General features: G+C 58.9%; 18 protein-coding genes. 7 read left to right on the top strand and 11 right to left on the bottom strand.

From position 1 onward, the window contains the following. Positions 1-7: 7 nt before the first annotated feature. The 4 genes from ACQK2Q_RS10095 to ACQK2Q_RS10080 form a co-directional block, all read right to left on the bottom strand. Positions 8-496: a DUF3429 family protein gene (locus ACQK2Q_RS10095; RefSeq protein ID WP_425409619.1), complete on the bottom strand. Its 489-nt coding sequence runs from the start codon at positions 494-496 to the stop codon at positions 8-10. Positions 497-543: 47 nt separating this feature from the next. After that, positions 544-1,311, bottom strand: a complete 768-nt coding sequence (locus ACQK2Q_RS10090; RefSeq protein ID WP_425409618.1) for a TIGR02186 family protein — start codon at positions 1,309-1,311, stop codon at positions 544-546. Continuing rightward, complete coding sequence (locus ACQK2Q_RS10085) at positions 1,308-2,222, bottom strand: sulfite exporter TauE/SafE family protein (protein WP_425409617.1); 915 nt, start codon at positions 2,220-2,222, stop codon at positions 1,308-1,310. The genes ACQK2Q_RS10090 and ACQK2Q_RS10085 overlap by 4 nt, the downstream gene beginning before the upstream one ends. Before the next feature lie 86 nt (positions 2,223-2,308). Then, positions 2,309-5,272 carry a hypothetical protein gene (locus tag ACQK2Q_RS10080; RefSeq protein ID WP_425409616.1) on the bottom strand — a complete coding sequence of 988 codons (2,964 nt, stop codon included), beginning with the start codon at positions 5,270-5,272 and terminating at the stop codon, positions 2,309-2,311. A gap of 301 nt (positions 5,273-5,573) precedes the next feature. On the opposite strand from ACQK2Q_RS10080, the gene ACQK2Q_RS10075 reads away from it, so the two are divergent. The 3 genes from ACQK2Q_RS10075 (at position 5,574) to ACQK2Q_RS10065 (ending at position 9,885) form a co-directional block, all read left to right on the top strand. Further along, on the top strand, positions 5,574-7,358 hold the full coding sequence (locus tag ACQK2Q_RS10075; RefSeq protein ID WP_425409615.1) for an acyl-CoA dehydrogenase C-terminal domain-containing protein: 1,785 nt from the start codon (positions 5,574-5,576) through the stop codon (positions 7,356-7,358). A gap of 92 nt (positions 7,359-7,450) precedes the next feature. Next, positions 7,451-9,340, top strand: a complete 1,890-nt coding sequence (locus tag ACQK2Q_RS10070) for a DUF885 domain-containing protein (protein ID WP_425409614.1) — start codon at positions 7,451-7,453, stop codon at positions 9,338-9,340. Between the two features lie 353 nt (positions 9,341-9,693). After that, on the top strand, positions 9,694-9,885 hold the full coding sequence (locus tag ACQK2Q_RS10065) for a hypothetical protein (RefSeq protein ID WP_425409613.1): 192 nt from the start codon (positions 9,694-9,696) through the stop codon (positions 9,883-9,885). Here ACQK2Q_RS10065 and ACQK2Q_RS10060 read toward each other — a convergent pair. Continuing rightward, positions 9,882-10,298 (bottom strand): very short patch repair endonuclease, encoded by a 417-nt coding sequence (locus ACQK2Q_RS10060; protein WP_425409612.1) that lies wholly within the window; start codon positions 10,296-10,298, stop codon positions 9,882-9,884. The genes ACQK2Q_RS10065 and ACQK2Q_RS10060 overlap by 4 nt on opposite strands. Continuing rightward, entirely contained in the window at positions 10,295-11,431 is a 1,137-nt protein-coding gene (locus tag ACQK2Q_RS10055; RefSeq protein ID WP_425409611.1) for a DNA cytosine methyltransferase, read from the bottom strand. Before ACQK2Q_RS10055 ends, ACQK2Q_RS10060 begins: the two co-directional genes overlap by 4 nt. Positions 11,432-11,667: 236 nt before the next feature. Here ACQK2Q_RS10055 and ACQK2Q_RS10050 point away from each other — a divergent pair, with 236 nt between their 5' ends. Together ACQK2Q_RS10050 and ACQK2Q_RS10045 are read left to right on the top strand one after the other, a co-directional pair. Next, on the top strand, positions 11,668-12,729 hold the full coding sequence (locus ACQK2Q_RS10050; RefSeq protein WP_425409610.1) for a hypothetical protein: 1,062 nt from the start codon (positions 11,668-11,670) through the stop codon (positions 12,727-12,729). A 124-nt stretch (positions 12,730-12,853) separates the two neighbouring features. Beyond that, entirely contained in the window at positions 12,854-13,900 is a 1,047-nt protein-coding gene (locus ACQK2Q_RS10045) for a tetratricopeptide repeat protein (protein ID WP_425409609.1), read from the top strand. On the opposite strand, the gene ACQK2Q_RS10040 is transcribed toward ACQK2Q_RS10045, so the two are convergent. The 5 genes from ACQK2Q_RS10040 to ACQK2Q_RS10020 form a co-directional block, all read right to left on the bottom strand. Then, positions 13,897-15,117: a kynureninase gene (locus ACQK2Q_RS10040; protein WP_425409608.1), complete on the bottom strand. Its 1,221-nt coding sequence runs from the start codon at positions 15,115-15,117 to the stop codon at positions 13,897-13,899. The genes ACQK2Q_RS10045 and ACQK2Q_RS10040 overlap by 4 nt on opposite strands. Continuing rightward, entirely contained in the window at positions 15,114-15,764 is a 651-nt protein-coding gene (gene kynB / locus ACQK2Q_RS10035; protein ID WP_425409607.1) for an arylformamidase, read from the bottom strand. Before kynB ends, ACQK2Q_RS10040 begins: the two co-directional genes overlap by 4 nt. A 16-nt stretch (positions 15,765-15,780) precedes the next feature. Continuing rightward, positions 15,781-16,968, bottom strand: a complete 1,188-nt coding sequence (locus tag ACQK2Q_RS10030; RefSeq protein WP_425409606.1) for an alpha/beta hydrolase-fold protein — start codon at positions 16,966-16,968, stop codon at positions 15,781-15,783. A gap of 174 nt (positions 16,969-17,142) precedes the next feature. Next, positions 17,143-17,976: a helix-turn-helix transcriptional regulator gene (locus tag ACQK2Q_RS10025; RefSeq protein ID WP_425409605.1), complete on the bottom strand. Its 834-nt coding sequence runs from the start codon at positions 17,974-17,976 to the stop codon at positions 17,143-17,145. A 5-nt stretch (positions 17,977-17,981) separates the two neighbouring features. Further along, the gene (locus tag ACQK2Q_RS10020; protein WP_425409604.1) at positions 17,982-19,007 is read right to left on the bottom strand and encodes an META domain-containing protein; all 1,026 of its coding nucleotides are present in this window, start codon (positions 19,005-19,007) and stop codon (positions 17,982-17,984) included. Between the two features lie 88 nt (positions 19,008-19,095). Between ACQK2Q_RS10020 and ACQK2Q_RS10015 the strand changes: the two genes are divergently transcribed. Together ACQK2Q_RS10015 and ACQK2Q_RS10010 are read left to right on the top strand one after the other, a co-directional pair. Continuing rightward, entirely contained in the window at positions 19,096-20,022 is a 927-nt protein-coding gene (locus ACQK2Q_RS10015; RefSeq protein ID WP_425409603.1) for a glycine--tRNA ligase subunit alpha, read from the top strand. Further along, entirely contained in the window at positions 20,023-20,493 is a 471-nt protein-coding gene (locus ACQK2Q_RS10010; protein WP_425409602.1) for a GFA family protein, read from the top strand. Positions 20,494-20,495: the final 2 nt, after the last annotated feature.

Raw genomic sequence — 20,495 nt, 5'->3', positions numbered from 1 at the left:
CAGGTTCTTAATAATAGCCCCAGGTCAGGAGCCGGATGATGATCAGCAGAATAGAAAGACTCGCCCATAAAGTAAGTCTCGTGCGCAGCGCGCCGTACCATTTTGGAAAAAGCCCGGCCGAGGTCGCGTTCAGATCGCGCAAGAGGAGATAAATCAATAGGATCAAGATCACGAGATGACGCCAGGCGGCGCCCAGCGTCATAAACAAGACGCCGTCTGGAATGACAGCGACGAACGCCGTGAGCGTAATAAGCTGGCCCGGCAGAAACGATTCACGGAGCTTTTGCGTCGGCGCCAGGGTCACGCCGGCGCCCGCGCCGGAAAGATAGGCGACGATTATCGCGCCGTAGACGAGCGCCAGATGATGAAAATCAAGCGCGAGCCCAAGCGGCAGAATAAACGGGCTGATCCAGAGCGCTGCGGCTGAGACAATGAACGGCGTCAGGCCGTAAAACCCCAGACGCGTCATTTCTTCCTGTTGCCTGTTCCGCGCCATCCCGGTCCCCCATACCTGACAGTAAGGTTCAGCCTAGCGGAAAAAAGCTATTTGCGAAATGCAAGGCTCGCAATCCAGCCGGCGAAAAGTGAAAGGACGACGCAGGCTATGCCGTAAGACACGGGGCGGTTGTGTGCGAATTCGTAGATGCGCCGCTCCGCGCCGACTTTGTTGACCGTGAGGGTCGCAACATCGGAATCCAGCACTTCGCCGTCACGGAATAGAAAAACTGAAACAGCGTAGGCGCCGACCGGCGTATTCGCCGGCAGATCGACATGGATCGTGAAAAGTTCGCCCTTTTTAAATTCGACGCCGCCGGTATGCGCACGATAAATGCCGAGCTTTTCAGCTTCGGAAAGAAAAGCCTTGCCGTATAGTAAGTTTTCGCGAGTATCCGGCGGCGCGCCGGCGGCCGCTTCGCCGCCGATGTCGAGATTGAGAAAATCCGCCCGCAAACGATAAGCCGCCTGTGTCGGCAGCGGCGCGATGTCGCCGACATTTCTGGTGGCGTATGTCAGGTAAAGTCCTGGCGCGCCGTCAACGGCGCGCGCTTTTCCCGGAGTCCAGATCAGATTTGATTTTTCCATCTGTCGAAGTTCGAACCGCGTATCCGGCCCGCGGATGACGGAAACGATGTCTATTTCATTTTCCGGATTTTCCACGCCCGTCACCGCGCCGAAAAGCGTCAGACGCGCGCCTGAAAACCCGGTATCGACTTCCACGCTGTCATCCGTGAAGGCGATGTTGATGTTCGCCGCCGAAGCCGGCGCCGCCGGCAATATTAATAGCGAAATGACAGCAAAAATGCGCATCATGACGCCGTCTCCAGAATGAACGGCGAATCCGGCGGCAGCGCCAGCCCGATCAGGAGCCTAGCGCAGACGGCGAGAACGATCAGCGCCAGGAGGGCGCGCAATTGCTCCGCTTTTAATTTCACGCCCGCGCGCGCACCGAACTGCGCGCCGATAACGCCGCCGGCGAGCAAGAGCAATGCAAGCACGACATCGACGGTCTGGTTCGCCGCAGCGTGCAGCACCGTGGTGATGGCCGTGACGAAAATGATCTGAAACAGCGACGTGCCCACAACGACATTCGTCGGCATGTTCAGAATGTAAAGCATCGCCGGGACCATGATGAAGCCGCCGCCGACGCCCATGATGGCGGCCAGAATACCGACGCAAAAACCAAGCACGATCGGCGGCAACGGACTGATATAAAGACCCGACGTGCGAAACCGCATGGCGAACGGCAGCGAGGCCATCCATGCCGGGCTGCGCCGCTTGCGGCGTTTGCGTTTCTGCTCCGGCGCGCGCAACAGGGCGCGCACGCTTTCCATCATCATCAAGGCGCCGATGACGCCCAGAAACAAAACGTAGGAAATTGAAATGGCGATTTCGATCTGGCCGCTCGCGCGCAAGGCGCGGAAAATAAGAATACCGGCTAGAGAGCCGAAGGCGCCGCCGGCGACGAGAAACCCGCCCATCTGAAAATCGACAGTCTTGCGTTTTAAATGCGCCAGGACGCCGGAGACGGAAGACGCGACGATCTGCGAGGCTTCGGTTCCAACCGCCACCGCAGGAGGAATGCCGTAAAAAATCAGAAGCGGCGTCATCAAGAACCCGCCGCCTACGCCGAACATTCCGGAAAGAAAACCCACCGCGGCGCCCATGGCGACGATCACAAATGGATCGACCGGGATCTCCGCTATGGGGAGATAAAGCTGCATCTTTTAAAAAGCCAACCAAAAACCGCGAATGGCTGGCCTTATAAGCGCGGCGGGCGCGCGCCCGCAAGAAAACTCGCAGAGATGTTTCAGCCTTCGCTGAGCGCGTTGGCTGCGGGGTCCGTGTCAAGCGCCGACCAATCGGAAACGCGCTGATCGACAGCGGTTCGTTCTGCGTCTGTCAGGCTTGCGCCGATGCCGGCGGCCAGAGGCTCCGCCGCATCGTCGCCATTGCGCGCAGCAAGCGAGTACCAGTAATAGGCTTCCTCAGCGTCCTGCACGCCGCCGCCGTTTTCCGTCGGATGATAAATTGCGCCGAGATTATACTGGGAATCGACGAGACCGAAGTTCGCCGCCTGTTCAAACCAGCCAATGGCGGAAGCTGTGTCCGCCGCGCCGCCATCGCCGCGCGCAGTCATGACGCCCAGGCGGTGCATCGCCAGAACGTTGCCGCCATTTGCTGCGCGCCGGAACCAGACGCGCGCCTGGGAGGCGTCCTGTTCGACCCCCTGGCCGGTTTTATAAAGTTCGCCCAGTTGAAGTTGCGCCGGCGGGGAGCCAAGCGCCGCTGCATCCTGCAGTTTGCTGATCGCTTCACTGGCGGCGGTCTCGGTGTCCGCCGCGCTGAGACCGCGCATGGCTTCAAGGTACAAAGCTTGCGGATCGATTGCGGGCGCCTCGGGCACGGCGGGAAGATCCGTTGCTGCGGCGGTTGACGCATCTTCGGCTGTGGACGGCGTTGCGGGCTGCGCCGTCTGCGTAACCGCCGGCGTGTTCTCTCCGCTGTCGCCGGATGGAAAAATAAAATCCTTCATTAGCCAGGCGAGCGCGACGAACGCCAGAATGATCGCCCCGAGCAAGGCGTAAGTCACCGGCCGGGCCGATGATGTGGCTTTCAGATTCTCAAGAGCGGCGCGGTCATTGTTGCGGCCTGCGCTGTCGCCATCATGGGTTTCTTCTACAGCAGCGGCTGGCGCCGCGACTTTGTCTTTAGCGGCGGGCGCCGCGTCAGCATCATCATCTTTCTTGCGGCCAAGCCGGCTGCGTGCGGCGGAAAGCGCTGCGGATATTTTTGCAAAGCGGCCTGTGGGTGTTTCGTCATCGTCGCGGTCTTCGCTTGCCTGCTCACTATTTTTATCCCTGACCGAACTCGGCCGGGTATCTTCCGCCGCCGCGGGTTCCTCATCATCGCCGGCCTTCGCCGTCAGTTGTTTTTGCCGGGCGCGGGCGGCCAGAATAGCCCGTTGTTTGGCGGATAAATTCCTGCGCGTCGGGCGTTTTGCTTCCTCTTCACGGCTTGCCGCGGCTTCCTTGGCGCGACGGCGGGCGGTGGCGAGATAATTTTCCTCCGCTGGCGGTTCCGCCATAGGCGGGCTATCCGTCGTTTCTTCCGCCGCCTGCATTTCATCGGCGTTTGCCGCGCCTGTGGCGTCAATATCTTCAGCGGCGTCTTCATCGGCGCTTTGAGGAGCGTCATCTTCCTTGTCGGGCGTCAGCGAGGCCGTTTCCGGCGCCTGCCGGTCTTCCTCGTCCTGATCCGTGATCGCGAATCCGTCTTCTTCGAGATCGCCCAGCATCGCCGCGATTTCTTCGTCAGTATCGTCCTGCGTATCCGCATCAATGCGGTCCGCGGATTCATATCCTTCGCCGGAAAGGGCGCTGCGCACTTTCGCCAGACGGGACTGTGCGTCGCCAACGCTGTCGGGCGCGGTTGCGTCGCCGGTATTTTCGTCAGCCGCGCTTTCGCTGTCTTCATCAAGCTGAAAACTGAAATCCTCAAGCGCTTCTTCGTTATCTTCGCTATCGGCCTCAGCTTCCAGATCGTCGTCAAACGCGAACGGATCTACTTCCTTGTCATCGTCATGAGCGTCGTCACCGGCTTCAAGCGCGGCGACGGCTTCGTCAATGTCATCAAGACCGGGCTCATCGTTCGGCGCCGGCGTTTGGTTTGCTGCCTGCGCCGGCGTTTGGTTTGCGGCCTGCGCCGCGGGGTCGGGCGCAGGTTCGGCTTCCGGTTCCGGTCCGGCGGCCGGTTGCCGGGGCGCAGCGCGTGCGGCTTCGTTCAGGGTTTGGACGCGCGCGTTCATTTCCTCAAATGAATGCTGCAGCGAGGCAAGGCGCTGGTCCGTTTCCTGTTGTGCGGCGGCGAGCTTTGCTTCCAGCGCGGCGGCGGCGTTTTCATCCTTGCCGTCTTCGCTGAGAATTTGCTCGCGCACATCGGCGATGGTTTCGGCGACTTTCTGCACGCCTTCGGAGCTTCGTTTCTCCGCCGCTTCGATCTGATCTGAAAGCCTCGACACGGCGGTTTCAAATGCGCGGATCTGATCGCCGCCACGTTTGATCTCGTCGCCCAGCACGCGCAATCTGGCGCCGGTCTGTTCGACAAATTCCGGATCGACGGAAGATGCGGCCGCGTCATTAAGGGCGGCGGCCTCGCCGGCGACTTTTTCTGCGCGGGTCACGCGCTCGGCCAGACCTTCAATGGTCGTTTTCAGGGCCTTGATGTCTGCGGGGTCACCGTCCAGCCCGATGCGGTCAATGCGTTCGGCGAATTCCTGCAATTGCTGTTCAGCGGAATCGAGACGGTGCAGCGTTGTCTTTTGCGCATTGGAAAATTGCATCGCGACCTGCGCGACTGCTTTTTCCAGCGCCTTTAATGCTTCGATGCGATTGCGGTCGCCGCCCGACGTTTCCAGCTTCTCCAGCCTGGCGGAAAGATCATCATAAGTGCCCTGCGCCGGTTTGACCCGTTCCAGCCTTTGCACCCGCTCGACCACGCCGCCCACATTGCGCGACAGCGATGAGACGGTCTCCGTGCTTTTTTTCTCGGCGTCGACGATGCGGTTTCTGAGATGTTCGATGGCGGTGACGATGTCGCGCAGCTTCAGACCCTCGACCTCGCCGCCGGATGCGGCGCCGGACTGGCCGTGGCTGTAAATCATGTTGTTCAGCCACTCGCCGACAGTCATGCCTTCGCGCCGCGCGGCTTCCTTTGCAGCCTCGCGCGCGTCGCGTTCAATCCCTTTGACGCTCCAGGGCGCATTCGATTTCATGGCTTTCCACCGTTTTCTTCAAGGGCAGCCGCAGCGGCGAAATTCCCCGTTTTCGTCCAGACCGGCGCTGAAAACGCCGCAATTCACTCAGATGAACACACGACCGTTAAGCTGCTTCGTTCAACCCGCAAAGCCTTAAGCAGCCAAAAGAATTCCCCATCTCCACTGCCGAATTATGCGTGATTCGCAGCGCAAGCGGGCGGTAAAATCCGGTAATTGCAGATTGTTGTGCGATCAGCGCTTTGCCCCCGTGCGGCGCGCGACTACATTGCGGACAAAATTTCCCGATGGAGACGCATTGATGACTACATATAACGCCCCCCTCAAAGACATGCAGTTCGTTCTCAACGACGTGCTGCAAGTCTCGAAATATTCAAACCTGCCGGGTTTCGCAGACGCCAGTGAAGACGTCGTCGAGGCGATTTTGGAGGAAGGGGCCAAGCTCGCCGCCAATGTGCTCCATCCCATCAATCAGTCGGGCGACAAGGAAGGTTGCACCCGCCACGACGACGGTTCGGTGACGACGCCGAAGGGCTTCAAGGAAGCCTACAACACCTACAAGGAAGGCGGCTGGCAGGGTCTTTCCTTTGATCCGGAATATGGCGGGCAGGGCCTGCCTTACCTTCTGGCCGTGGCGGTCAGTGAAATGGTCTCGGCGGCCAATATGGCGTTCGGCATGTATCCGGGTCTCGCCCGCGGCGCCGCCGATGCGATCCATGCCCATGGCAGCGACGCGCAGAAACAGAAATATCTGCCGAACATGATTTCCGGCGAATGGGGCGGCACCATGAATCTGACCGAGCCGCATTGCGGCACGGATCTGGGGCTATTGAAAACCAAGGCCGTTCCGCAAGACGACGGGAGCTACAAGATTTCCGGCCAGAAAATCTTTATTTCCGCCGGCGAGCACGACCTTACGGAGAATATCATCCATCTCGTGTTGGCGAGGATTGAAGGCGCCCCTGAGGGTGTAAAGGGTATTTCGCTTTTCATCGTGCCGAAATTCTTCATCAACGAAGATGAATCGAACGGCGAACGCAACGGCGTCACCTGCGGCTCCATCGAAGAAAAGATGGGCATTCACGCAAACTCGACCTGCGTTCTGAATTACGATGAAGCGACCGGCTATTTGCTGGGCGAGGAAAACAAGGGCCTCAAGGCCATGTTCACCATGATGAACGAGGCGCGGCTTGGCGTTGGCCTGCAGGGTATGGCGATTTCGGAAGTCGCCTATCAGAACGGCGCAGCCTATGCGAAAGACCGTCTGCAGGGGCGGGCGCTGACAGGGCCCGTCGCCGAAGACAAGCCCGCCGATCCCATTATCGTTCATCCGGACGTGCGCCGCATGCTGATGGATCACAAGGCGTTCACCGAAGGCGCGCGCGCCTGGATGTACTGGTCCGCGCTGTGGGGCGATCTGCACAAAAAGGCGGAGGACGAAGCCACCCGTCAGAAGGCGGATGATTATATGGGCCTGATGACGCCGGTGTTGAAATCCTATCTTACGGAAAAGGGTTACTGGCACGCCACCAACGCGCAGCAGATATTGGGCGGTCACGGCTATATTCAGGAATGGGGCATGGAGCAGTTCGTGCGCGATGCGCGCATCGCCATGATCTATGAAGGCGCCAACGGGATTCAGGCGCTGGATCTTGTGGGGCGCAAGCTGCCCAAGGATGGCGGCCGCGCGATCATGACGTTCTTCGCCGATATCGACGAATTCGTGAAAGACAATGAGGGCGACGAAGACTTGAAACCGTTTCTCGACGGGCTCGCATCGGCCAAGGCGGATCTTGCCGAAGCCACGCAGTGGTTCATGGCGAACGCCATGCAGAACCCCAATAATGCGGGCGCGAGCTCCATGGATTATCTCAGCCTGTTTGCGCTGACTTGTCTTGCGCTCGCCTGGGCGCAGTCGGCCAAAGCGGCTGTTGAGAAAAAAGACTCCGGCGATGATTTTTACAAAAACAAGCTCACGACCGGCAAATATTTCCTGGACCGCCTCCTGCCGGAAAAATCCATGCACCTGGCGAAGATCAAGGCCGGCTCGGAATCGATGATGGCGCTGGACGCGGAAGCGTTTTAAACAGCCGCTGTGATTATAACTGAATAAAGGCGCCGGAGACTTCCGGCCTCAATCCAATGGATTACATCCCTGAAGAACTGAAGGAAGGCGTTATGCGCAAACTCATTATCACACTACTCGGCACGACTGCGCTCGCAGCGTGCGGCCAGAATAACGATGCCTCTGAAAATGCAACGCAAACACCGGCGGCGCAGGGCGAGGGGGCTGGCGACAATGCGGAAACCACCGCCGAGGCGATGGAGGCCGAAACCGAACGCCTCAACGCCTGGTTCGAGCAAAAATGGGACGAGGAGCTCGATTTCTCGCCGCTGTTCAAAACCTATCTCGGCATGAAGGAAAATAATGACGAGATCGATGATTTTTCTGAAGCAGGCGAGGAAGAACAGCTCGAATGGCGCCGCGCCGCCGTCGCGGAAATGGAAAGTCAGTTCGATTATGACGCGCTGACGCCGGAAGCGCAGACATCTTACGATATCTTCGCCTATCAGCTTGAGCAGGCGGAAGCCTCATGGCCGTTCCGCCGGCGCGGTTACGTATTTCACCAGATGAGCGGCCCGCACGCCAATCTGCCGAATTTCCTGATCAACTTTCACAGCGTCGATACGGGCGCGGATATGGACGCCTATATCACGCGGATCGGCGGCGTTTCCCGCGCGCTTGGGCAGGCGCTAGAACGGGCCCAAACCAATGCCGGCGAGGGCGTGCGCGCGCCTTATTTCGCTTATGACGGCGTCATCAAGCAGTCAAAAGCGCTGGTGACGGGCGCCCCGTTTGAGGGCGAAGGCGAAGCGCCGCTCTGGTCTGACGCGCAGACCAAGATCAGCAAGCTTGTCGATGACGGCGTCATCGATGAAGAACAGGCGGAGACCATGCGTTCCGAAGCGCGCGACGCCCTCGTCAATGAATTCAAGCCCGCTTATGACGAACTGATCGCATGGCTTGAAGAAGACCGCGCGAACGCCGACGAGATCGCTACCGGCGTTCATAAACTTCCAGACGGCGAGGCCTTTTACAAGGAGCGGCTCGCCAACTACACCACGACGGACATGACCGCGGACGAAGTCCACCAGCTCGGTCTGGATGAAGTTGCGCGGATTCGCGATGAAATGCTGGCGATCAAGGACGAAGTCGGCTTTGACGGAGGCTTGCAGGAATTTTTCACCTTCGTTCGCGAGGATGAGCAGTTTTATTATCCGAACACGGATGAAGGCCGCAACAGCTATATCGAGGCGGCGGAGGAATATCTCGCCTATATCGATCAGCGCCTGCCGGATTTCTTTGGTATTCTGCCGAAGGCGGACCTGATTGTGAAAAGGGTCGAGGCGTTTCGTGAACGCGACGGCGGCGCGCAGCATTACTTTTCCGGCACGCCCGACGGTTCGCGTCCGGGTATTTATTATGCGCATCTCTCCGACATGGGCGCCATGCCGATCCCGCAGCTTGAAGTGATCGCCTATCATGAGGGCAATCCGGGCCATCACATGCAGATTTCCATCGCGCAGGAATTGACCGGCGTGCCCGATTTCAGAACACAGGCCGGGTTTTCCGTCTATTCCGAAGGCTGGGGGCTCTATTCGGAACTGCTCGCCAAGGAAATGGGCGCCTATGAAGATCCATACTCGGATTTCGGCCGGCTGACGACAGAGATCTGGCGCGCGATCCGTCTCGTGGTCGATACCGGGCTTCACTCCAAGGGATGGACTGAAGAAGAGGCGGTCGCGTATTTCACGGAAAACTCGCCGGCGGCGGAAGGTCAGATTCGTTCCGAGGTTCAGCGTTACATTGTGATGCCGGGACAAGCGACCGCCTATAAAGTCGGTATGCTGAAAATTCTCGAGCTGCGCGAAAAAGCTGAAACGGCGCTTGGCGATGAATTCGATATTCGCGGGTTCCACGATACGGTGCTCGGCGGCGGCGCCATGCCGCTTTCCGTTCTTGAGCGTCGCGTGGATCAATGGATCGCCAGTCAGCAGGAAACCTGATCGGCGGCCGATATATTCGGTACTGACGTTATTATTTGACGGGCGGCTGCGCTTTGCAGCCGCCCGTCTGGTTTTTCAAAATTCTTTCCAAAAAGTTATTATCGGATTGCGCGTTTTTTAACGCCTCGTTAACAACGGCGGCGTTTTATGGAAGACGCAAACAGTGTGTTTGTTAATTCGCGCCCTTCCGCGCGACGAAGCTAAATCGCTTCTGAATACGATCTACGACGCACGCAACAGAAGCGCTTAACGTTTCGTTTACTAAAAAAATCCGTTAGCGGAGGGAACGCGAATTTAATCGCGCTGTTGATGTTGCGTAAACCAACAAAACTGACTTTGAAAGGAGTCTCGTTATGCGTAAATCAACCTATCTCTTCGAAGCAATGGACGGCGCAGGCCGTGTCGTTCGCCGTTGTTCACAGCGGTGCGACGGCGTCAGCGCCCAGCAGCGCGCCGTGGGCATTTTGTCCGCCACGCCTGATGCGGCGGCCGTGTTCGGCTTTGAACGAAAAGGCCGGCAGGTCCATTCGGCCTATCGCGATTAGGTTTCCGGGTCCAAGAGCGCCGCGGGGTTGAGAGACCGAAGTTCGCACTCCCACACCGTGACGACGCGCCAACCGAGTTTCCGCAGGGCGGCGGCGTTCTTTTTATCCCTTTTCTGGTTGCGGGCGATTTTATCCCGCCAGTAATCAGTATTTGTTTTCGGCAGGCGCGCGCCGCGTTTGCAATGATGACCGTGCCAGAAGCAGCCATGCATGAAAATCACGGTGCGGTGTTTTGGAAACACTAGATCCGGTTTGCCCGGCATATCCCTGACATTGAGACGGTACCGATAACCAAGGGCGAACAGGGCTTTTCTAAGCGCTATTTCAGGCTTCGTATCCTTGCTCTTGACGGCGCGCATGACCTCGGCGCGCTTTTCTTTTGAGAAGACGTCGGTGCGTTCTGGTTTTTTCACGCGACTTTTTTGGCGCTGTGTACTTTTAGCGCAGGTTCGAACACGGTTTCCGCCAGCCAGCGGACCACAGGAACGCATACGCCGTCGCCGGTGAGTTTCAGCGCCGCCGTCGTTCCTGGCGGCAATCTGTAATCGTCCGGCAGTCCCATAAGCCGCGCAGCCTCGCGGGGCGAGATGAGCCGCGAGCGCAGCGTTCTGTTTTCGATGGCGAAGACGATCTGGCGCGAGGACCCGCCAGCGGGCGTTCGCAAACATCCCGCCAGCCCGTCAAACCGCGCCTCGACCCGTTGCACCGAGACGCCGTTTTCGATCCGCGTTCTTCTGAACGCCGTACCGGCTCTGCGCGCGCCGCTGTTGATCAACGTCTTTAATCTTTGCTTCTGTCTGTCGCTCATCATGGCCACGAGCGCGTTCGTATAGGCCGGTTCATGCCAATCGGGCGCGCCCCAGTCGATAATATCGGCAAGCCTCGTATTGCGCCCTCTCGGAAGTGCGCCGTTCAGCCAGATCCAGCGGCTTTGCGTCGCCGGGGCAAGGCGTTCATAAGCGTTCAACAAAATTTGCGGCGCCAGCGCATCCTGCGGGCCCGTATCCGAATGCGGCGGGGCGACATCGGGCGCGAAACCGAAAATAAAAAGCCGGGGGCGCGATTGCGGCGTAAACCACCGCGAATCGGTTACGCAGGCGGCGGCCGCATAGCCTGCCTGCGTTATCCGCTCAATGACGCCAGCGAAATCGTTTCCATTATTTGATGTCAACAGTCCGGTCACGTTTTCGATGGCGATGATGCGCGGCCCGCGCCCGTCTGCGTTCAATTCCTCGATCAGCCGCCAGAAAGGAAAAAAAGCGCTGCTGCGATTTGCCGAGATGCCGCCGCGCGCGCCGGCAAGCGATAAATCCTGGCACGGAAACGAACCCCAGATCAGATCGGCGCGCTCTGCCGGTAAATCCGCCGCTGATAGTTCTGCGATATCGCGTTCAACCAGATCATCGCCGCCGAAATTAGCCCGATAGGCGCTGCATTTTTCCGGATCGATATCATTGGCGAAAAGACACCGCCAGTCAGGCCCAAGACCAAGCCGCGCCATGCCGCCGCCGGCGAAAAATTCAAAAAACGTGCGATTTGCAGTCATGTTTTCAATCTCTGCGATTCCGGCGGAAAATGCGAGACGCGCGCCGCCCCATTCCCGCCACAATCATCCGCATACGCATGGCCGCGTCTTATTATAGCCACGATTGCCCTGTTCTTGCCATATTTCAACATATCTTTCCCGATTATGTGAAGGTGTATCGATTGACCTTGCGGACGGCCTGGCGCAAGTTACGCATGGGCGCTAGGGGGCCTCGCACTATTCGCAAGGAGAAGCGAATGCCCTTGATGGACATGATAACAACTTTCAAAGTAAGAGCCGCGGCGGTTGCTGCAGGGGCGGTGATCGGCGCGGGGTTACTTGCTGCGCCCGCATCCGCTGCACAGCAATCATCGTTAACGATGTCGGCGCAGGCGCCGGCGGAGACCGTTCAACTCGCCATGGTGCAGGAACGCGGTGATCGGGCAGACCGGCGCCGCGGCAATCGCGACGGCGCGCGCAACCGCAGCGGCGGACGACGGGACGGAGCAAGAAATGGTTCGCGCCGCAACGACGGCGCCCGGAATCGCAACCGCGGCAATGATCGCGCCCGCAATCGCAGCGGTGAACGGCGGGAAGGCGCCGGCAATCGCAACCGCGGCAATGATCGCGCGCGCAACCGCAGCGGCGAGCGCAGAGACGGCGCAAGAAATGGTTCGCGCCGCAATGAGGGCGCAAGGAACCGCAACCGCGGCAATGATCGCGCCCGCAATCGCAATACACAACGAAATACTGATCGCAATCGCGATCGCAGGCGCAGTGCGGATAATCGCGGCCAGCGCCGCGACGCTTACAGGGATGGTCGCCGGGATCAGCGCGCCCGTGATCGCGGTCAGCGCCGCGACGCCTACAGAGACGGCCGCCGGGATCAGCGCGCTCGAGATCGCGGCCAACGCCGGGACGCCTACCGCGATGGCCGGCGCGACCAGCGTTACAGAAACCGGAGTAATGCGCGCAGCGCCTACCGCCAGGGCCGCCGGGATCAATGGCGCAGCGACCGCCGCTATTACCGCGCCGACCGTCATCGCCGACAAGGCTGGGGTCCGCGCCGCAAACATGGATATTATTCCTCGAATTACGGCCGCTTTGTTTATTACAACGGATATGATCCGCTCGGCTGGCTGTTCGTGAGCTGGGGCGCAGACCTTTATTCCCGCAGCTATATCGGCGATTGCTATCCGGTCTCGCAGACCTTCCATCGCAGAGGGCGCCGGTACGAAGAAGTGGCGCTATTATGTTACGACTATTGGGGCGTCGGCTATATCAAGCCGGGCAGCCGCAGGGTTTACCGCACCTGGTAGGTTCTTGATCATGCAACACGAAACGGGCGCCGCACGGGCGCCCGTTTTTTTATCTGCGGTCTGAAGCGTGATTCGCCGGCATTGACCCGCACCCCCGACTCTGCAGACAAAGGCCAGTCAATTCATGGCTTGGTCGGATCAGATGCCATTTTTCAAGCGCGCCTTACTACGGTTCGCGGCTGCTTTTTGCGCGGCCGGCGCGGGGGTGTGCCTGTTTGCATCGCCGGTGCTGGCGTCGTCAGCGTTGCAGGACGTGCAGGTTGGCGAACGCGACCTTCAGACACGGATTGCGCTGATCTGCGAGGGGCTTTGCAATCTCGAAAAGCGCAGCGATGACGTTTTTTTTCTGCCCGGCGTGAGCGTGGAAATGGCGCTCGACCTTTCGGATCGCAGCGAAAATGTCGAAGGATTTTCCATCCGTCCTGACGCCGAAGGCAGCCTGCTTAATATTTCCCCCAACCGCCTGATCGAATATGCCAACGCCAAGCCATGCCGGATCAAGGAACGCCAGGCGGTGTGCGTCGATATGTTTTTCGCTGATGCGCGTCCGCGTCAGGCGATGATTGAAACGCCCAGCCTGTCGCCGGAACCAGAACCGGAACCGGCAAAACCGGATCTGCGCGAGAGCGCAAAAGACAGGTTATCGCGTTTCGCCCGGCTTGGTCCGCCGGAACGGCTCGAACCGCCGCAGGGCGCGCGTCTTGCCTCGGTGCGGTCAGTGAATGAACCGCCCAGACCCGAGACAACGAGACCCGAGACAACGAGCCCCGAGAGGCCGTCGTTTCGCGATTCAGCGCACGCTCAAACGGCGCCGGCGAAAGCGGAATTTGATTACGCAGCAAGCGTAAAGGCGCTGCTCGGCAAGGATTTGACGCCCGGTTTTTGCGCCTCGTCAAAAGCAAGCCTGCAGACCGATCCATGGGCGCTGGAAGATATGGTCAATGTTGGTTTATGCGAAGCGGCGGACGGTAACGCGCCTGAAGCGGAGCAAACGCTGGCGCGTCTGCTGCAATATACGCCGGATAATTACGAAGCGCATGTGGGCCGCGCGCTTATCGCGATTGAAGCCGGCGAGAAAAGCATCGCGCGGCGGTATTTTCAGGATGCGCTGAACGCCGTTCCGCCGATAGAGGAATCAAATCGCATTGTCGCGGCGATGAACCGTCTTTAGATCACCGCTTTTCGTTCGGCGAATTCAGGCCGGCGCCAGGCCCCGGTTTCCAGAACGTCTTCCAGGGCGTCGGCGGCGCTCCAGACATCCGCATACCGAAGATAAAGCGGTGAGAATCCGAAGCGCATGAGGTCTGGCGTTCTGAAATCGCCGATGACGCCGCGCGCGATTAACGCCTGCACCACCGCGTAGCCGTCCCTGAACTTCAGGCTGACATGTCCGCCGCGCCGTTCCCCGGCGCCCGGCGACACTGTTTCCAGGCCAAGTTTTTCCGCGCGCATTAAAAAGAGATCGCCCAGTATTTTCGCCTTTTTCTCCATGTCGGCCATGTCGACGTCTTTGAAGACGTCAAGCGCGGCGTCTAGCGCCGACATGGAAAGGATCGGCGGCGTGCCCGCCGCAAACCGCTGAACGCCGTCTCCCGGCGCATAGTCTGCAGCGAAATCAAAAGGGCGCGCATGCCCCATCCATCCGGAAAGCGGCTGGCGAAGCGAGGCCGCCGCGTTTTTTTCGACATATATATAAGCTGGCGCGCCCGGCCCGCCGTTCAGATATTTATAACCGCACCCCACTGCATACTGCGCGCCGCAGGCTTTGAGATTTAGATCCATAATGCCGGCGGCATGGCTCAAATCCCAGATAATGACGGCGCCGGCTTTCGCCGCATGATCCTGCCAATCCTTGATGTCGGCGACAGCGGCGGTTTTGTAATGGACGGCGCTTTTGATCAGCACCGTGACATTCTCCGCAAATCCGTCTTCCGGCCGGCCTTTGTGGGCTATGGTTCGCAGCGGCGTATCCGACATGGCCGCCAATCCTTGCAGGATATAGCCATCGGTGGGAAACTCATCCTGCTCATAGGCGAGAGCACCCGGCCGTTCTCTTATCAGCGCGCTGGCGAGCTTGAAGAGGTTTACCGATACCGAATCGCAGCAAAGAACATCGCCCGGGTCCGCGCCGATAAGCTTTGCTATTTTGCCGCCGCATTTTTGCGGCAGGTCAATCCAGCCCGCCGTGTTCCAGGCTTTGATGAGATCGGCGCCCCAATGGGCGTGCGCAGTTTCGTGCAGTCGTTCCAGCGCAGCCGATGGCGGGGGGCCAAGCGAATTTCCGTCGAGGTAAATTACGTCATCAGGCAGATTGAAAAGACCGCGAAGACGCGCCAGCGGGTCAGCGCTGTCCATCTCTTCGGCCTGTGGTCTTGATGTCGGCGTCATGGCAGTGTTCTTAAAATGGCGCGAACCGGCGCAGCATCCAGTCCAGCGAATTTCAGGGGCGGCGCGATCAACTCGTACACGCCAGGCGCGGCATGGTCGAGACAGAGGCCTTCAAGGATTCGCATGTCGGCGCAGTAGACAGCATTGTGCGCCTCCATGGTTTTTGACGCTGCGGGGTCGAGCGAAGGCGTATCGACGCCGATCAGACGGCACCCATTCGCAGCGAGCCAGCGGATTGCGTCGCCGGCGACAGCCGTGAAATTGTCGTCCCAGCTGTCCGGAAAGGTTTCATAGGTGCGGATGATCACGCGCTCCGGCGCCGAAACACTGATCGCATCCAGCGCGCTCGCTATGTTTTCGGCTGTCACAAAGGCTTTTCCGTTTACGATGTGAACGACAGCACACGGACCGATATAGGGGCCGAGATCAAGCTGATCTATGGATTTTCCGTCTTTGTTGTAGTGGAGGGGCGCATCGGCATGCGCGCCGGTGTGGGTCGACATGACAATCTTCGATACATTGACTGGACAGTCATCGCTGATTTGCCAGCTTCGCTCGGCGCTGAATATCGTATCGCCGGGGAATATGGGCGTCCGCGCGTTGACGGGCGGGGATATGTCGATGAGGGTCATGGCGCGATCAACCATGACCCGCGCCACATCGTCAATCCGAATTAGCCCCGATTTCGCTCATTCTGCGGTCGCGAAAATTTCGATAAGTTTGCAGACGGTCCGGCCAGTAGCCGATTTGGGTTCCAAGCGTTATCGCCTGCTCGATGGCCTCGACCGAACCCGAAAGGTCCCCGGCGGCCCGCAGCGCTTCCGCCCGGACGGCGAGAATTTCCGGCCGGTCCGGATAAAGCGATTGGAGGCGGTCCAGGATCGCCAGCGCTTCATCGGCCGCCCCGCCATGGGCGAGACGAACACTCGCGACGCCCAGTTCCATGGAGGCGGGATAAAATCGCCATCCGAGCGTTTCTTTTTTGTCTTTGAACCAGTTCGAGACGCCCTTTACCCCGTTCTCGCGGGCGGCCTCCATCAGTTCGCTGTCATGGCCCCAAAAGGGAAACAGCTTCGCGATAGCGTCATGCAGGCTGATGGTGACATTGGTGAAATGGTTTTCTTTCGGAAACACCGCGTAGGACCATTCAAGACTGGATGGCGCTTCCTTGCTCATGAGTTCAGCGAATGCATCGCCGTCGGGTACGGTTGCGCCGCCGTCTCCCTCGCCGACGCTGAGATAGAGGAACCGGTCGAAATCTTTGTCCGTATCGAAAGCCGCTTTGGCGCGGTCGAACATTATCCGGTCGGCGACCCACACGCTTGAACCGAGCGCTATATAGGCGTCGAAGAGTTCAGGTTTGGAGAATAACTGATTAAGGGCGAGAACGCCGCCGAACGAATGGCCAAAAAACACGCGCACGTCATTCGCGCGAAAGTTTGAATCGATCAAGGGAATCCATTCCCGTTCGATATGCGACAGATAAGCGTCGCCGCCGCCTGCATTCGGAAACCCCGCATCCGCGCCCGGAAGGAAGTCCCGGTTCCGGCTCGTATTCATGGCCGCAACCACGATGAATTCGGGCATGCGGCCCCAGAAACTGTGATAATCAAGCGTCGCCGCCACGAGTTCGAAATTCCAGTCCGCGTCAGAGACGTAAAAGACCGGATAGGTTTTTTCAGCTTTGTCGAAATAACTTTCCGGCAACCTGACCAGAAACGAGCGCTGCTCCTGGAGAACTCCGGAATAGATATCGAAAGAAACGGTTCGCTCCCGGGCGTCGGAGGGGAGGGCGGCTACGGGTTTTACCAAACCGGCAAGGAGGATCAGGGAAAGCAGAAGAACGCGCATGAAAGCACTCCGAGTAACGACATCGGGCAAATGCCAATCTCTATCGGCGGCGTATTGTAAAATCGTGCAATGCCTATAGTGCGCCCACAAAAAGCGGGAACCGGGTTCTCTGAAATGACGCGTAATAGCAAAGATTTAGAAGCCGTTTACGATTAAGCGAATCGTAAGCAGACCCTAGTGAAACCACTCGCAGAAAGCCCCCGGCGCCAGACCGATACGTTTTCTAAAAGTGTTGGCGAAATGGCTTTGGTCGAAGAAGCCGCAATCCAGCGCCACCGCTGAGGGCGCGAGGCCGGCCTGCAACATGCTCTTTGAATATTCCAGCCGACTTCTGACCAGATAATCATGGGGCGTCGCTTTTGTGATCGATCGGAAAATCTGGAAAAACCGCCGCCGGCCTAGCCCTGCACCGGCGGCCAGTTGTTCAATGCGGTTCTCGACGGCGTCCAGGCCGTGCATCCGGTCGAGCAACTGTGAAAAAGAGATGATTCCGATTTTCGGCGATGCATGCATATCAGGACATGCAAATTTCTCGGCGATTTTCATAATCACCAGTTCCATTAATGCTGACGCTTCTTCTGCTGCGTCAGGAGTTTTGCGGGCCAGTTCATAAAGACCGCCAGCGATTTGCGCCAAAGGCGGATCGTGAAAGGCTACGATACGCCTGACGCCCGCATGCGCATCGCCAACTAACGACGCTCGTGCGCGGCGGATTCGCTCAGGAGAAATATGAATGTGCAGCGCACTGACGAGCCAGCCGCTCCACTCTACGTCTTCCGCCTCGCCGGCCGGGTAAAGACCGAATGCGCCCGTTTCAAGCGGCGCGTGAAAATCGCCCCGACGGCTTCGCCTGACGACGTCGACCTTGCCTTCAGGGTAATAGGATAAAACATGCCATCGCCTGTGCGGCTGACTCATCGCGCATCCCGGCGAGCGTTGAAATTCAAGACTCCAGCCGTCGCCGTTAAACGGGCGCGCTGTAATCATCCTGTCAATGTAAATTCCCATGGCGTTCAGCGTCTCGCCAGAATATACGCGCCGTTGTCGCCGAGCAGTCGCAAGGCGCCGTCATCGTCTCGCTGAAAATTCGATACGGTCGAAAGCACATCAAAGAATTTCCGCTCCTGGTTCATGATAGCGGGCGGGCAGGCGCGCTTTGTTGAAGCGACAGGACCGAAAGAAACGCCTTCTCCGCCAATTTCATAAGACCCTGAAAAGCTGTTGCAGCCGCCGCTTCCGGAAATGCGGCCGTCTTCCGTAAAGGCGATATAAGTGCGCGCCATATCGATTACCCCGGCGCCGGAAATGTCTTCAACGACCCAGTCGCCGCCGACCAGCAGCGCGCTAGTGTCTCCGCCGCAGCCTTGCAATGTTCTCTCGCCGATGGCGACCTCCACGCGGTTGGGGTATGGGCGCCCGCTCATGCTGTCGGCGCAATACTCCTCGAAAATACGCACGGTGACGTTCTGGCCGCCGCCGGCGCCGGAATATTCAACATGGCCGTTCGACATTTCTTTTTGTGCGTTCGCAACGGACACGCTCTTTTCGCCGTAATCGTATTCGAGCGACAACCGCCCATCGTCAATGGTCAATATCCAGCCGGGCTCCTGGCCGATGGCGCGATAGGCTGCATTATCATCCGGCTTGCCCTGGCCGCCGGCGCCGCCGCTGTCCGGGGCTTGCGCGCTTCGCGTTTCGCATTCGGGATACGCCTCGCCGGCGACCGTTAAAGTCGCGTTGTCGCCGCGGGTCCAGAAAATGTTTTCAGGATTGTCTGGGTCCGCGTATTTTGCGCCGGAGGCGGAGGTGACACGATGAAATTCGAACGTTTCACCATAGACGGTAAGTATAACCGTATCGCCGGAAAATTCGGCCAGGACGCTGGCGTCGCCGCATCTGTAGATTGCGCTTTGCGGCGCGGGCGCCGGATCGGTAATGGCGGGTTCGGGCGGCGGCGCCATTTTGTCTTCTTCGCTCGGCGGGGTTTCGCGGCCGCAGGCCGTAAGCGCAATCAAAAGGGGAAATAAAATCCGTTTCACGTCGTCTCCTTCGCCGGCGCCCGTTGCTTGACCCTGCGGGAAACGCCGCCTAGCGTCCGCCGCGCATTCAATTCTAATAGCATCCGTTATGACAGACCTCAAAAAGAAACAGTCTTTTCAGGGCCTCATCCTGACCCTGCAGCATTATTGGGCCGACCAGGGCTGTGTGATTTTGCAACCCTATGACAAGGAAATGGGGGCGGGAACGTTTCACCCTGCGACCACGCTGCGTTCGCTCGGACCGAAGCCATGGAAGGCGGCTTATGTTCAGCCCTGCCGGCGCCCCACAGACGGGCGTTTCGGCGCGAACCCGAATCGTTTCCAGCATTATTATCAGTTTCAGGTCGCGCTGAAACCCAGCCCCGACAATATTCAGGACCTTTATCTCGGCAGCCTTGACGCCATCGGCGTTGATCGATCCGTACACGACATACGTTTTGTGGAAGACGACTGGGAAAGCCCGACGCTCGGCGCCTGGGGGCTCGGGTGGGAAGTCTGGTGCGACGGTATGGAAGTGACACAGTTCACCTATTTCCAGCAGGTCGGCGGTTTCGACTGCAAGCCGGTGACGGGCGAGATCACCTATGGGCTCGAACGCCTCGCCATGTATGTGCAGGGCGTCGACAATGGTTTCGATCTCGACTTCAACGGAGACGGCGTCACCTATGGCGACGTCTTTCACCAGCAGGAAGTCGAATTTTCCGGGTATAATTTCGATCTGGCGGATACGGATGTTCTGTTCGATCAGTTCAGGGAAGCGGAAGCGGCGTGCCTTGCGATCATCGAGGCGGGAAAGGCGGCGGGTAAATCATACGCCCTGCCGGCGTATGACCAGTGCATCGCCGCGAGCCACGTTTTTAACCTCCTCGATGCGCGCGGCGTGATTTCCGCGACGGAACGCCAGTCGTATATTCTGCGCGTCAGAACGCTGGCGAAAGCCTGCTGCGCGGCGTGGCTGGAAAGTCCGCAAGGCCGCACTGAAGGCGCGGGCGTTGTAGATTATGAGAACGCCTGAATGAGCGTCGCGCTTCCCCTTGCCGGAGGCTGCCAGTGCGGCGCGCTGCGCTACGAATTGTCCGCGCCGCCACTGATGCTTTACGCCTGTCATTGCACGAATTGTCAAAAGCAGACCGGCGGCGCGTTCGTGCTCTCCACAGGAATTGTCGAAAACGCTCTTGCTTTCACGCAAGGCGAACCGGCGCGGTTTGAATGGGTCTCCGATGCAGGCAACCAGCGATACGGGCTTTTCTGCGGTGCTTGCGGCGGACGGATCGCCAACGGCCAGACCCCTTCAATCGGCGTGCTTTCCTTGCGCGCCGGCACATTCGATAACACAAGCTGGGTTCGGCCGGCGGCGCATATCTGGGTGAAAAGCGCGCAATCATGGGTTCGTTTCCAGGATGACGATTTGTTGTATGACGAGCAGCCTACGGATTATGCGCCGATTGTGGAGCGTTTTCGCTCTTACACGGGTTTCAACGCCTGACA

It is taken from the genome of Hyphococcus sp., assembly GCF_965228385.1.
Classification (GTDB): domain Bacteria; phylum Pseudomonadota; class Alphaproteobacteria; order Caulobacterales; family Parvularculaceae; genus Hyphococcus.
Note: the sequence above shows the minus strand (reverse complement) of the source record. Positions and strands in the feature narration are given on the sequence as shown.